15 protein-coding genes are annotated in these 13,058 nt (G+C 67.0%); 8 read left to right on the forward strand and 7 right to left on the reverse strand.

The features are described 5' to 3' along the window. A partial coding sequence (locus JZ791_RS41140; protein ID WP_216902914.1) for a sensor histidine kinase occupies positions 1-1,259 on the reverse strand: 1,259 nt, incomplete at its 3' end. A gap of 23 nt (positions 1,260-1,282) precedes the next feature. Continuing rightward, on the reverse strand, positions 1,283-1,996 hold the full coding sequence (locus JZ791_RS41145; protein WP_216902916.1) for a response regulator transcription factor: 714 nt from the start codon (positions 1,994-1,996) through the stop codon (positions 1,283-1,285). Positions 1,997-2,206: 210 nt separating this feature from the next. Here JZ791_RS41145 and JZ791_RS41150 point away from each other — a divergent pair, with 210 nt between their 5' ends. Continuing rightward, positions 2,207-3,385 carry an AAA family ATPase gene (locus JZ791_RS41150; RefSeq protein WP_216902918.1) on the forward strand — a complete coding sequence of 393 codons (1,179 nt, stop codon included), beginning with the start codon at positions 2,207-2,209 and terminating at the stop codon, positions 3,383-3,385. Between the two features lie 66 nt (positions 3,386-3,451). On the opposite strand, the gene JZ791_RS41155 is transcribed toward JZ791_RS41150, so the two are convergent. Next, the gene (locus JZ791_RS41155; protein ID WP_216902920.1) at positions 3,452-4,306 is read right to left on the reverse strand and encodes a helix-turn-helix transcriptional regulator; all 855 of its coding nucleotides are present in this window, start codon (positions 4,304-4,306) and stop codon (positions 3,452-3,454) included. 73 nt (positions 4,307-4,379) lie between these two features. On the opposite strand from JZ791_RS41155, the gene JZ791_RS41160 reads away from it, so the two are divergent. Further along, positions 4,380-5,048, forward strand: a complete 669-nt coding sequence (locus tag JZ791_RS41160) for a class I SAM-dependent methyltransferase (RefSeq protein ID WP_216902922.1) — start codon at positions 4,380-4,382, stop codon at positions 5,046-5,048. Positions 5,049-5,063: 15 nt separating this feature from the next. Here the strand turns inward: JZ791_RS41160 and JZ791_RS41165 are convergent, their stop codons facing one another. Continuing rightward, a complete protein-coding gene (locus JZ791_RS41165) occupies positions 5,064-5,606 on the reverse strand; it encodes a helix-turn-helix domain-containing protein (RefSeq protein WP_216902924.1) in 543 nt (180 codons plus the stop codon). Between the two features lie 58 nt (positions 5,607-5,664). Here JZ791_RS41165 and JZ791_RS41170 point away from each other — a divergent pair, with 58 nt between their 5' ends. Continuing rightward, on the forward strand, positions 5,665-6,510 hold the full coding sequence (locus JZ791_RS41170; protein WP_216902926.1) for an alpha/beta fold hydrolase: 846 nt from the start codon (positions 5,665-5,667) through the stop codon (positions 6,508-6,510). A 1-nt stretch (position 6,511) separates the two neighbouring features. Here the strand turns inward: JZ791_RS41170 and JZ791_RS41175 are convergent, their stop codons facing one another. Further along, positions 6,512-7,516 (reverse strand): LacI family DNA-binding transcriptional regulator, encoded by a 1,005-nt coding sequence (locus JZ791_RS41175; protein ID WP_216902928.1) that lies wholly within the window; start codon positions 7,514-7,516, stop codon positions 6,512-6,514. A gap of 172 nt (positions 7,517-7,688) precedes the next feature. Between JZ791_RS41175 and JZ791_RS41180 the strand changes: the two genes are divergently transcribed. The 5 genes from JZ791_RS41180 to rbsD are packed head-to-tail and all read left to right on the forward strand — an operon-like array spanning position 7,689 to position 11,872. Next, positions 7,689-8,681: a sugar ABC transporter substrate-binding protein gene (locus tag JZ791_RS41180; protein WP_254207245.1), complete on the forward strand. Its 993-nt coding sequence runs from the start codon at positions 7,689-7,691 to the stop codon at positions 8,679-8,681. Beyond that, positions 8,678-9,670 (forward strand): ABC transporter permease, encoded by a 993-nt coding sequence (locus JZ791_RS41185; protein WP_216902932.1) that lies wholly within the window; start codon positions 8,678-8,680, stop codon positions 9,668-9,670. Before JZ791_RS41180 ends, JZ791_RS41185 begins: the two co-directional genes overlap by 4 nt. A gap of 9 nt (positions 9,671-9,679) precedes the next feature. Next, positions 9,680-10,447, forward strand: coding sequence for an ATP-binding cassette domain-containing protein (locus JZ791_RS41190; RefSeq protein WP_216902934.1), 768 nt, complete (start codon positions 9,680-9,682; stop codon positions 10,445-10,447). A 37-nt stretch (positions 10,448-10,484) separates the two neighbouring features. Further along, the gene (locus JZ791_RS41195; RefSeq protein ID WP_216902936.1) at positions 10,485-11,426 is read left to right on the forward strand and encodes a ribokinase; all 942 of its coding nucleotides are present in this window, start codon (positions 10,485-10,487) and stop codon (positions 11,424-11,426) included. A gap of 56 nt (positions 11,427-11,482) precedes the next feature. Then, on the forward strand, positions 11,483-11,872 hold the full coding sequence (gene rbsD / locus JZ791_RS41200; RefSeq protein WP_216902938.1) for a D-ribose pyranase: 390 nt from the start codon (positions 11,483-11,485) through the stop codon (positions 11,870-11,872). Positions 11,873-12,068: 196 nt separating this feature from the next. Here the strand turns inward: rbsD and JZ791_RS41205 are convergent, their stop codons facing one another. After that, complete coding sequence (locus tag JZ791_RS41205; protein WP_216902940.1) at positions 12,069-12,794, reverse strand: DUF2625 family protein; 726 nt, start codon at positions 12,792-12,794, stop codon at positions 12,069-12,071. 108 nt (positions 12,795-12,902) lie between these two features. Then, the coding region (locus JZ791_RS46940) for a YbhB/YbcL family Raf kinase inhibitor-like protein (RefSeq protein ID WP_498049417.1) at positions 12,903-13,058 on the reverse strand (156 nt) is incomplete at its 5' end.

Raw genomic sequence — 13,058 nt, forward strand, 5'->3', positions numbered from 1 at the left:
CTACTGGACCCCGGCCCCCGATAGAACCGTTCGAACACTCGCTCGGCCGTCGATTCATCCAGCCCCGGACCGGAATCGGCGACCACGAGCTCCACTTCACCCGACTCGGTCGCCGCGACGGTGACCGAAACCGTTGCTGCCGAGGGGGTATGCCGTAGCGTGTTGGACAGCAGATTCTGCAGCACCCGCCGCAGTTGGTCGACATCCCCTGAGACATACAGATGTTCCGCCGCGATCAATTCCACGACCCGGTCGGGATCGATCGCCCGCGCGTCCGCGACGACCTCGCCGGCGAGGTCGCCCAGATCGACCGGTTCCTCACTCGCGGCACTCACCTGATCCAGGCGGGCCAGTTGCAGCATCGACGCGACCAGCCGGTGCATGCGCGCGGCCTCGGCATCGATGCGGGCGATCGCGTGGTCGACCGCCGCGCGATCCGAGGCCAGCCCGTGCCCGCAGGTCTGCGCCCAGCCGCGGATGGTAGCCAGCGGGGTACGCAGTTCGTGCGAGGCGTCGGAGATGAACTGCCGCAGCCGCGTATCGGCTCGCTCACGGGCCTCGAAGGCGCGGTTCAACGCCAGCCCGACCTCGCGGACCTCGTCCTGGCGCTCGCCAACCAGCACCCGGCGGTCCAGTTCACCCGCGGCGATGGCCGACGCCGTGGTGGCCATATCGCGCAGTGGCCGCAGTCCCACCCGCAGCACCGCGCGGCTCAGCAGCGTGATGCCGATCAGCACCGTCAACGTCGCGGCGGCCTCCACTCCCAGCAGCCACATCAGCACGGTGTCGTCGAAACGCAGGCTGCGCGCGACCACGACCCGCACGACCGGAATCGCGGGTGCGCCCTTGACCGGCTCGACCGCGCGCCCGGGCGGCAGAGTGAAGGCCAGCAACCGATAGCGGTGTGTGCGATTGCCGACAGCGGATGCCGGAATCGGCCGCGTCGCATAGCCTTCGGGGATCGTCTCGGGAATATTCGGCCGTAACCGGCTCGAATTCTCCTGCGCACCACTGGATTGCGCGACGATTCGACCATCCGCCCCCAGGAATGCGAGATAGAAAGCGTCGGGCTCCAACTGCTGCACCGAGGTCATGACATACGGGCCCGGCGCGGCGTCGACCGTCCGCTCCGCCGTATGCAGGGCCGAGTCGGCGTTGTGCCGGAAGTAGAACCAGAGTCCGACGAGGGGCGCGGCGTCGGCGATCAGCATGCCGATCCCGGCCAGCAGCACGATCCCGACCGTCAGCCGGTACCGCATCGATGCCCGCCATCCGGGGACCATCAATGATCCCTGCGGTGTTCCGGCGCCGCGTGCCCCAGGCGATACCCGAACCCGCGCACGGTGTGGATCAGCGCCGCCCCCTCGGCATCGATCTTGCCGCGCAGCCGGGAGATCAGCTTCTCCACCACCTGATCGCGAAACCGGTACTCCCACACGTGGTCCATGATCTGATCCTTGGACAGCACCCGCTCCGGATTGACCAGGAAGTACTCGAGCAGCTTGTATTCGGTGGGCGTCAACGGAATTCGCCGCTCCCCCCGCCGCGCCTGTCGCAGCCGCTCGTCCAGCGACAGCTCGTCGTACCGCAGCCCCGCCGGCTCGGCGCCCGCCCGCGCCCGCCGCAGGAGCGCGTGCACCCGAGCCAGCACCTCGGGCACACTGAACGGCTTGACCAGATAGTCGTCCGCCCCCTGAGCCAACCCGGCGATTTTATCCTCGACAGTGTCCCGCGCCGTCACCACCAGAATCGGCACCGACTGCCCCTGCTCCCCCAACGCCCGGCAAATGCTCAACCCATCCACATCAGGCAACGTCAGATCCAGCACCAGCAAATCCGGCGGCGCCTCCCGGCACATCCGCAACGCCTCACCCCCACTCCCGACCACGGTCGTGTCGTACCCCGCCAACCGCAACGTCGTGGCCAGCAGTTCCGCCATCCCCGGATCGTCGTCCACCACCAGCAGCCGCTGCCCATCCCCCCTGATCAACGTCATATCGCTGCTTACAAGATCCACGGCCACCCAAGCATCATCCCCGCCGTTCGTGAGAACATCCTGAAAGAGGCGGCCGGCGGGTTCTATTTCGCGGCGACCGAGGCGACCGCGGCCGAATCCCTGCACCAATTCGGCACTGCCCTGGCTCACTACCTCGACGAACCGGCGCCACGCCGCTTCGCCGGTTGGGCCGACGCGGTCGAAACGATCATGTCGCTGGCATCCGACGGCACGCCGATCCCGGTCGTACTGGACGAATTCCCATATCTCGCCAGCGCCTCGCCCGAACTGCCGTCACTCGTGCAACGGGCCATGGATCCATCCGGACGACGAAAAGCGACGCCGATCCGGCTGCTGCTGTGCGGCTCGGCGATGTCCTTCATGGGAAAGCTGTTACGAGGCAACGCTCCACTGCGTGGACGCGCGAGTCTCGAACTCGTCGTCCCGACGCTCGACTACCGACTGGCCCGCGAGTTCTGGGATATCACCGATCCTCGGTTGGCCCTGCTGGTGAATTCGGTGGTCGGCGGAACCCCCGCATATCGCCGCGAATACACCCTCGGCGATGCCCCGGCCGATCTGAACGACTTCGGGCCGTGGGTCATTCGCAACGTGCTCAACCCCGCCAGACCGCTGTTTCGTGAGGCCCGTTTCCTGCTCGCGGAAGAACCCGCACTGCATGATTCGGCGCTTTACCATGGCGTGCTGTCAGCGATAGCGGAGGGCAACAACACTCGCGGCGGTATCGCGAATTTCCTGGGTCGTAAGTCGACCGATCTGGGGCATGCCCTGACCGTTCTAGAAGAAGTCGGCATGGTTGTGCGGGATCAGGACGCATTTCACGCCAAGCGGTCCACCTATCGCATCACCGAGCCGCTCGTGGCCTTTTATCACGCGATCATGCGCCCGGAGTGGACCGATCTGGAGCGCCCGGGGCATGCCGAAGAGGTCTGGGATCGTTCGCCGGCCACATTCCACAGCCAGGTCTTGGGGCCCCATTTCGAGCACATGTCCCGGCAATGGTGCCGGTGGCATGCGTCCGCCGACACTCTGGGCGGCCGCCGCACTCATGTGTTGCCGGGAGTGCTGCCCGCACCGGCCGACCGGACCAGCCACCAACTCGACGTGGTCACTTTCGGACGTGATGGCGACAGCGAACGAATTCTGGCGATCGGCGAGTGCAAGGCCAACGCCATCATCGGCGACGGTCACCTGCATCGGCTCGAGGCGATCCGTGAAGTGCTGGTCGGCCGGGACTCGCGTGCGTCCGAACAGACCAAGCTGTTGTTGTTCACCGGGAACGATTTCACTCCGGAACTCCGCGAGACCGCGCGGGTGCGAGATGATGTCGAGCTCGTCGACCTGGAGCGGTTGTACGGCGGGGCGTGATCGGCGGCGTACCGGGTGTGGCGCTGGGCGCGCCGGACGAATGCGTCGTGACGCGCAGAGTCACGATCACGTGCCCGAAGTAGTTCGCCAGCTCCGGGGCGGGACGCCGAACGTGCGGCGGAATTGGCGGGTGAAATAGCCGGGGTCGGAAAGTCCTACGCGACGGGCTATTTCGGAGATCGGGAGGTCGGTGGAGGACAGCAGCCGGCGGGCTTCGGTCATGCGGCGCCGCAGGATCCACTCCTGGACCGTACGGCCGGTGCGGCGGCGGACCACCGTCGTGAGGTAGCCCGGTGTCATACCGACCTCCTGCGCCACGTCGCGCAACGACAGCGTTTCGGTGTGCCGCTTCTCGATCACATCGAACACCTCGGCCAGCAGAGGTTCGCCGCTGCGGCGCAGATCGCCCACGACATCGGCGGCCAACCGCGCGAGGTCGATCAGGAGCAGGGTCAGGTGCGCGCAGGCCGCCTGGCGGTAACCGTCCTGCCGCTGGTCCAGTTCAGTCTCGATGGCCGCGATCGTGGTGTCCCACAACGGGCGTCGATCCGGCGGCACGGTGAGCCGCAGCAGTCCGCCGCGCTGTGCGTGCAGGAACGGGTAGAGCAGCGGATGCGAACGCCATGCGGGCCACGGCGCTCGTGCGTCGTCGCCGAGCGCGCCGGGATCGAAGAACACCCCGACGCCCAACTCGGTCGTGTCGACCTGTGCGCCGTCGACCACCTCCCCGGCCGCGATCACGTAGAGCGCGCCGGTCGCGGCGACATACCACAGCACCGGGAAATCATGAATATGCCGCCGGCGCACAGGCACCTCCACCCGGTACCGCATGATCGACACCGGCGGCGTAGCCGGGTCGCTGCGGTAGTCGTAGACGGGTACGCCACGCTGGTGGCGTACCACGCGGGTCGCCTCGGTCATACAACCAAAGATAGTCCCACTCTTGCCGACTATCACCCGACTTCACTGCGTCTCGCGGGTTCACCATGGGCACATGAGCAAAAATCATCCTCATCCCGTTCTCGCCGACCGGCACGACTATCTGCCCGCGGCCGGAAATGATCTGCTGCTGCCCGCGTACGAGCTGATCTCGAGGCTGTTCGGCACGCCCGCGCTGCACGACCGGCTCATCGAGCAGGCCGAACTGCAACCCGGACATCGAGTCATCGAAATCGGCTGCGGTACAGGCAGCCTCACCATCAAGGCGAAACGCGCTCAGCCCGCCGCCGAGGTGACCGGGTCCGATCCGGACCCGAAGGCGCTGGCCCGCGCCGAGCGAAAGACTCACGGGCTGAGGGGAATACGCTTCGAGCGCGCCTACGCCCAAGAACTTCCCCACCCCGACAAGGAATTCGACCGGGTGTTCTCGGCGCTGATGTTGCATCACATCCCGGTCGACATCAAGGGCCCGGCCATCGCCGAGGCCTTCCGCGTACTGCGTCCGGGCGGACGCCTGCACCTGCTGGACATCGGCGGCGACACCACCCCGGCCGACGGCTTCCTGGCACGGCAGATACAGCGCAGCCACAGCATCGCGGGCAACCTCGGCGACGGAATCCCCCGGCTGCTCGAGGCAGCCGGATTCGACTACACCCTTCTGGATTCACACCCCCATCGCCATATGGGCCGGATCGTCTACTACCGGGCCACCCGCCCGGCGTAGGCGTGGCCGACAACCTCACTGCCCCGCAGGCGGTTCCGTACCAGGAAACAGGATCGGGCTGACCAGGTACGGCCTGCGGCCCGGTCCCGGCCCATGGGCCGCGAGCGGCCCGACGATCCCGCGCAGGCCCGCGAGCATGCCGTCGAGCTCGTCGGCACTGAGCCAGAGGGTGCCCTGCCGATAACTGACCGAATCCGCGAACGGCGCGGCGCCCGGACGATCGAGATAGGCATTGAACTCGGCAACGAGCACGGCCACGGCCGCCGCGAATCCACGGCGATGATCGTCCAGGCTCATCGCGTCCCCCGCCTCCGGGGCGATCGCCGGACGGTCGACCCGAAGCCGATAAAAACGCTCCACCGTGCCGCGCACCCGCCGCTCGTCACCGATCTCGAGCATGCCGCCCTCGACGAGCAGGCCCAGGTGCCGGTAGACGCTGGTGCGCGGCACGTCGGACAGGTGGTCGCACAACTCGCTCGCGCTGCGCAGCCGCCCACCGGACAGTGCGTGCACGATGCGTAGCCGCACGGGGTGAAGCAGTAACTCCGTGGGGTCCATAACCTCACTATCCCACTTCTGGTATTATTCCCAAAGTTGGTATTGATCGGAGAAGATCATGGCGCGGGATATATCAGGACGGCGACTTACGCTGTGCGGCAACGAGATCTACGTCGAGGAGTCAGGTTCCGGCGACACGTGTGTGATATTCGAATCCGGCGGCGGCTCGGGCCGCACACTGTGGGACCCGGTGGCGCCGCTGCTGGGCGATATCGCGCGTACCGTCGCCTACGATCGAGCCGGGCGTGGGCGCAGCGGCCGGTCCAGCCCGGCACAAACTCTCGATGACATGGCCTCCACCCTGGTCGCGCTGGTCGAGATGCTGGCTCCGAAGCGGCTGATCCTGGTGGCGCACAGCATGGGTGGGTTGATCGTCCGGCGCGCCATCGAGAGCCTGCCGCGGCCGGCGGGGCTGGTCATGCTCGACACCACCCCCGACGCGGCCCCGATCTACGACGACTGGTCGGCCACAGCGCGAAAGACCGACCGCATCCTCGCCGCACAGCAGGCGCTCGCGCATTGCCGCCCGCTCATGCGCGTGCTGACCAGGCCCTACGGCCGCATGTTCCCCGCCGATACCTACGCCACCATGCTGAGCGAGGATTTCACCCCCGAGGGCATCGCCCAGACCCGGCGCGAGATCGCCGCCGTCGCGATGGGGATCAGCGAATTCCGAAGCCGCTCACCGCGACTTCCGAACTGCGAGGTCATCCTCATCTCGGCCACGCGGGTCAACCGATGGCAGGCCCGCAATCACGCCACCATCCGCGAGTACCAGCGCCGATACGCCGAGCAGGTCCAAGGGCGCTTCGAGGACGCCGATTGCGGGCACATCGTGCCCGCCGAACGTCCCGATCAGGTGGCCGCCGCGGTCCGCCGCCTGGCCGACGTACCGCGGCGCTGATTCAGAACTCGTCGAGGCAGCCGCACGAACCTCGCTTCTTCAACGTCGCCTCGAGGTTGCGCACGCCCGGATCGGCTGTGTGGCTGTCGATCTGCTCGAGCAGCAGATCGACGGCCAGCTCACCCATACGACGGGTGGGCTGCACCATCGTGGTCAGCCCGGGCCGGGTGTAGCGGGAGTATTCGATACCGTCGAAGGCGACCACAGCCAGGTCGTCTGGTACGCGCAGGCCGACGTCGTAAGCGGCGCGCAGCATGCCCATCGCCTGCAGGTCACTGGTGACGAAAACCGCAGTGGGCCTGCGCGGCGCGGCCATGATCTGCGCGAGCCCCTGATAACCGGCAGCGCCACCGAAGTCCGTGCGCACGATCGGCCCCTCGGGTAATCCGCTGGCCTCCAACGCATTGCGATATCCCTGCACGCGATCCTCGGCGGTGGACACGTGCGGCCCACTCAGACAGGCGATCTCGCGATGCCCGTGTTCGATCAGATGGGTCACCGCCTGCTGCGTGCCGCCCACCGAATCGCACATCACATGCGCGAACCGCGACGGATCGATGATGCGGTCCAGGGCGACCAGCACCATGCCGGCCTCCTCGCACGCATCGCCGATCCCGGTCTCCCACGACGACGAGATCGCCAGCATCCCTTCGACTCTGCGGTCGATGAAGGTGCGCACATAGGCCTGCTCGCGTTCGAAATCCCCGGCGGCGTTGCCGACGAACAGCGGATAGCCGCGCTCGAACGCCGCGGCCTCGATCACCGCGGACAGCTCGGAGAAGAACGGGTTGGCGCCGTCCGGGATCACCATGCCCAGCGCGTGCCCGCGATTCATCCGCAGACTGCGCGCCGACATATTGGGCCGATAGCCGAGTTCGGCGATGGCGGCCTCGATGCGGACCCGGGTAGCGGGCGCCACCTGCCGCGGCCCACCGTTGAGCACATAGCTCACCAGGGCGGGCGACGTTCCCGCCAGCCGCGCCACATCGGCCCGTGTCACTGCCATCCCACATATCTCCTCTCGGCACCGAGCCGCGATCACCACGTTATTGCGCACAGCCTCTTGACAGCCGGTGAGTCAGGTCACAGACTACTCATCAATTCGTGTTGATCAACACGAGTTGATGATCAAAAAAGGGATAGGTCGAACCCCCATGAATGCTCGATTCAGGCGTGCGATGGCGCCGCTTGTCCTCGTCGGAGCACTCGCCGCGGCCGCCTGCGGGCGCGGCGATCACAGCAGCTCCAGCGACTTCAAGATCGCCATCGTGACCCGCAACTTCACCAACCCCTACTGGGCCGCGCTACGCGACGGCGCGATGGCCGAGGCCACCAAACTGGGCGTCAAGGTGACTGTGCAGGCCGGGCAGTCCGAAACGGACGCCGACGGGGAGAACGCGCAGATCTCCACCATGGCCGCGCAGGGCTTCAACTGCTTCGGCGTCGTCCCGGTGAACGGCACCAACGTCATCACCCCGCTCACCACCGTCGCCCGCAAGAACATCCCGATCCTGGACCTGGACACCCAGATCGATCCGGACGCCTCCAAGGCCGCCGGGGTCGGCTACGCCAGCTTCATCGGCTCGGACAACATCCAGGCAGGTCAGACCGCAGGCCAGGAGATGCTGAAGGCCCTCGGCGGCACCGGCAAGGTCGCGATCCTGCAGGGCATCGCCGGTGAGCAGAACGGCATCAACCGCGACAAGGGCTTCAACGAGGCGGTCGCGGGCAAGCTGCAGGTCGTCCAGGAGGCGCCGGCCGACTACGAGCAGGACAAGGGCCTGCAGGTCACCGAGGCGATCCTGAAGGCGCATCCGGATATCACCGGCGTCTACGCCGCCAACGACACCATGGGCCTGGGCGCGGCGCAGGCGATCAAGAACGCCGGCAAGACCGGGCAGATCAAGGTCATCTCCACCGACGGCATCCAGGCCGCGCTCGACGCGATCAAGTCCGGCACGCTGACCGGCACCGTGACCCAGTACCCCTACGCCGAGGGGCAGATCGCGGTGCAGTCCTGCCTGGCGCTGCATCAGGGTAAGAAACTGCCCGCCCGGGTGGTCTCCCCGATCGCGTTCATCAACTCGGACAATGTCGCTCAGCAGATCGCGGCGTTCCCGAAGCCGATCGTCACCTTCGACAACCCGGTGGAAGGACTGTTGAACAAGTGACACCGGCGGCAGATATCGCGCCCGCCCCGGGCGACAAGAAGGGCGACGGTGCGCGTGAGGGGCGCACGGAAATCCTCGCCAAGACAGCCGAATACGCGGCGCCGATCGCGCTGGTGCTGCTCTGGGTCGCGTTCTTCATCGCCACACCGGACTTCCTGACCCTGTCCAATATCGGCGATCTGCTGGTCTCCGCGACGATCCTGACCGTGCTGGCCCTGGGCCAGCAGTTCGCGGTCACGGTCGGCGGTATCGACCTGTCGGTGGGCGCGAATCTGCCGTGGGCCGCTGCGCTTCTGGGCTTCATGAACAGCCGCGGTTACCCGATCGCGGTGAGTATCGTGGTGGCGATCCTGGGCGGCCTGGTGGTCGGCGTGCTCAACGGCTATCTGGTCGGCAAGCTGCATATGACCGACTTCGTGGTCACCCTGGGCATGCTCAGCGTCGTCAGCGGTCTGACACTGCTTCTGACGCACGGCAATACGACCGCGGTGAGCTCCCCGTTCCTGTCCAAGTTCGCCCTGGACGGCATCGGCCCGGTGCGCTGGTTCTGGCTGATGGCGTTGATCGCGGCGCTCGTGGTGGGGGGCATCATCTTCCGCACCCGAATCGGCACCCATCTGCTCGCCACCGGCGGGCGTCTGGAGGCCGCGCGCGACACCGGCATCTCGGTGAACAAGATCCGGCTGTTCGCCTACGCCATGTCCGGGCTGCTGTGCGGCATCGCGGGGGTCATGCTCGTGGCGCGCAATGGCGGCGCGGACCCCTCGCTGCAGACCACCTACCTGCTCAGTTCGATCGCGGCGGTGGTGCTGGGCGGCTCGTCGCTGAACGGCGGCAAGGCCTCGGTACTCGGGACCGTCGCCGGTGCGGTGCTGTTCACCTCGCTGATCAACGGGTTCACCATCCTGGGCATCTCGCAGTACTACCAGCCGGTCGCGGTGGGCGCGGTGCTGTTGCTGGCCGCCGGTATCTCCCGCTTCCGAAAGTAGGTGCGAAACATGACTACTCCCCTGCTGCTCGAGGCCCGGGACCTGACCAAATCGTTCGATTCGGTGCGCGCGCTGGGCGGTGTCTCGCTGACCATTCCGCAGGGCGAGGTCACCGCGCTGGTCGGTGACAACGGCGCCGGAAAGTCCACGCTGGTGCGCTGTTTGACCGGCGTGCAATCACCCGATACCGGTCAGATCCTGTTCCGCGGCGAGCCCGTCAAACTGCGCTCCCCCGAGGACGCGCGCAAGATGGGTATCGAAACCGTTTACCAGGATCTGGCGCTGATCGACGATCTCGCGGTATGGCAGAACCTGTTCCTCAACCGGGAGCTGGTGTATCCGCTCGGAATCGTCAACCGGCGCAAGATGATCGCCCGCAGCGCGGAGATCATGCGGGAGCTGGACGTCGACGTGCCCACGGTGCGCACCACCGTGCGCCGGATGAGCGGCGGCCAGCGCCAGTCCATCGCGATCGCGCGAGCGGTGGCGTGGGGCGAGGCCATGGTGATCATGGACGAGCCCACCGCGGCGCTCGGCGTGCGGGAGACCGCGGCGGTGGAGAAGCTGGTGCGCAAGCTGCGCGAGCGCGGGGTCACCGTGCTGATCATCAGCCACGATATGGCCCAGGTGATGCGGATCTGCGATAACGTCCGGGTACTGCGGCGCGGAAGATCGGTTGCGGCGCATCCGGTTTCCGAAGTCGACGGGGACAAGCTGGTCGGGTTGATCACCGGGGCGATCCCCGGGAATCTGGAGACCGCCGAGGCGGCATCGTGACCTCCGTCGGCCGCGATGTGGCGAATGAGGTGCGGGCGTGCGTGTCGTCGTAGTGGGCTCGGTCAACCGGGACGTAGTGACCGAGGTCGCGAAGCTGCCCGCGCCGGGCGAGACGGTCCTGGCGTTGCGATCACGAACCAACCTGGGCGGCAAAGGATCCAACCAGGCGGTCGCGGCCGCTCAGGCGGGCGGACAGGTCGAGTTCCTGGCCCGAGTCGGCGCAGACGCCGATCCCGGACTGTGGAAATCGTTGCTGGAGTACGGTGTCGGATTGTCCGGGACTCGTGAGATCCCGGATACCCGTACCGGCACCGCCTATATCACCGTGGCGGGCGGGGAGAATCAGATCGTGGTGGATTCCGGCGCGAACTTCCACTGGGAGTCCGATCTGGATGACCTGGGTACCGAGAACGAGTTGCTCGGCACGGCGGATGTCGTGGTGGCCCAGCTGGAAGTGCCTGTGCGTGTGGTGAGCTGGGCCGCCACACGGGCCCGCCGGTTCATCCTGAACGCCGCGCCCGCCGCGCCGTTGCCCGACGAGCTGCTTCGCCGCTGTGATCCGCTGGTGGTCAACGAATCCGAGCTGGCGGCCATCGGCGGGACGGTCCCCACCACTCCCGAGCAGGCGTTCGAACAGGCCCGTGCCCTGTGCCTGTCCGGCGTGCCCTCTGTCGTGGCCACCCTCGGCGCGGGCGGCTCTGTCTGGGCCCGCCGCGAGTCCGGCTACAACAGCGTGACGGGCGCGTATCAACCCGCACCCGCAGTGGATTCGGTGGACTCGACCGGCGCGGGCGACGCCTTCGTCGGCGCGCTGGCCACCGCCCTGGCCGAGGGCGCGAGTCTCGGCGCGGCCGTCACCACGGCGACAGCGGCGGGAGCCCTGGCGGTTCAGGCGCCCGGAACCCATACGTCCTATCCGACCCGTGAGCGCATCGCGGACGCGCGCGCTCTGGTCCCGGAACCCAGCCCCCTGGCCTAATGGTGCGATCGCGATGCGGGCCATCGTGATCGCGCCTCCCACATTGGAGAATTACCGTGCGTACCAGTGGACTCATTCATGCCGAACTGATTTCGGCGCTGACCGGCCTACGTCACACCGACCTGTTCGCGGTCAGCGACTCGGGACTGCCGGTCCCCCCGGGCATCCCGGTCGTCGACCTCGGAATCAGCTACGGTTTCCCTCGCTTCGAACCCATCCTGGAACTCATTCTTCAAGAGGTGACGGTGGAGGCAGCCTGGGGCAGCCGTGAGGTCACCGCCGAAAATCCGGACACCGCGACCTTCCTCACCGAACGCCTGAACACCGAACTGCTCGACCACGAGGATTTCAAGCGACGCATCGGCGAGTGCCGCTTCGTCGTGCGCACTGGCGAGGCTCGTCCATTCGCGAATGTGCTTCTACGCGCCGGAGTTCCCTGGTTGTGAGGCCACCGGCGAGATCGGCCCAGCTCCGGACAGGCCGGGCCGATCGGGGCCGGTAAACACCGGTACGTCACTGCGTGGCCGTCTCATCTATTCGAAGAGGCGGGCTTGCTGAACCCTTCGGTCGGCAGCCTCGACAGGAGGCCACCTGTACGCGCGCGACCGGCGCCGGCCGCGGAGTTCGCCGATCGCCTCGGATTTATTCGGCGCCGATCTCGTCCGGCGCACCGACGCCGAGCTGTTCGCGCAGATCCTCGTGCATGTCCAGGATCTGTTCCAGCGGTACGGCCGTACGCGAGGTGGCCGCCATATCCTGCTGCGCCTCCTGCGAGAACAGGAACGGGAACACCGAGATCCCGTCCCGCAGGCCCAGTTCCGCCACCTCGGTACGCCAGGTCGGCCAGAGCAGCTGGCGATAGTGATTCGCCGCGCCGCCGTCCAGCATCCATTCCAGCCACTGACTGTGGCCCATCTCCATGTCCTCCCACGTCAACGTGGCAGGCGAGAAGTGAACCACGCCACCGGGACGCCCCGGCCTGCCGTGCGCCTCGGGCGACATCCCGTTCAGCTCGAACACACCACCGAGCACATCGTGGGCGATGATCAAACCCGTCGGCGGTTGCCAGTCCGCCTCGACCGTCTCGGGAAACCCGTTGACCTCGGCCATACTCGGCAGTCCGTCCGGTCCGCCACCCGATCCGCCATAGACGCGCAACCACCCCTCGTGCACGAGAATGCCACCCGTATGCAGGGTGATCGCCCCCAGCGGCGACCGGACGGTCACCTGGAGCTGGTGCAGCGTCGCCCGGCACTGCTCCGGATCGGGCGGCAGCACAACGTGCTGGGTGAAGCTGCTGGCGAGATCCTGCGTCAGCACCGGCCAGGACGGGTACGGCACATCGACGAGTTCGCTGATATCTCTCACGAGGTCGGCTTTCTGTTCGGTAATTCGTTCGGCGGCAATAGCTAACCGCATCACCTACCCGTACGCCCGGCGAACGACCTCGGTTCATCGGGCGCCGACCACCTCGGGTCAGAGGCGCTCGTAAGTGCCGGTCAAGATGCCTCGCGCCATCACGTGCCCCTGTAGTGCTGCCAGCGTGGCGGCAAGGGTTGCGGTGTCGGTGAGGTCACTCTTGCGGTCCAGGGCGAACAGCTGGAAAACGTAGCGGTGGGGGCCGTGGCCGGG

Origin of the sequence: Nocardia alni, assembly GCF_019038435.1 — a bacterium.
GTDB lineage: Bacteria > Actinomycetota > Actinomycetes > Mycobacteriales > Mycobacteriaceae > Nocardia > Nocardia alni.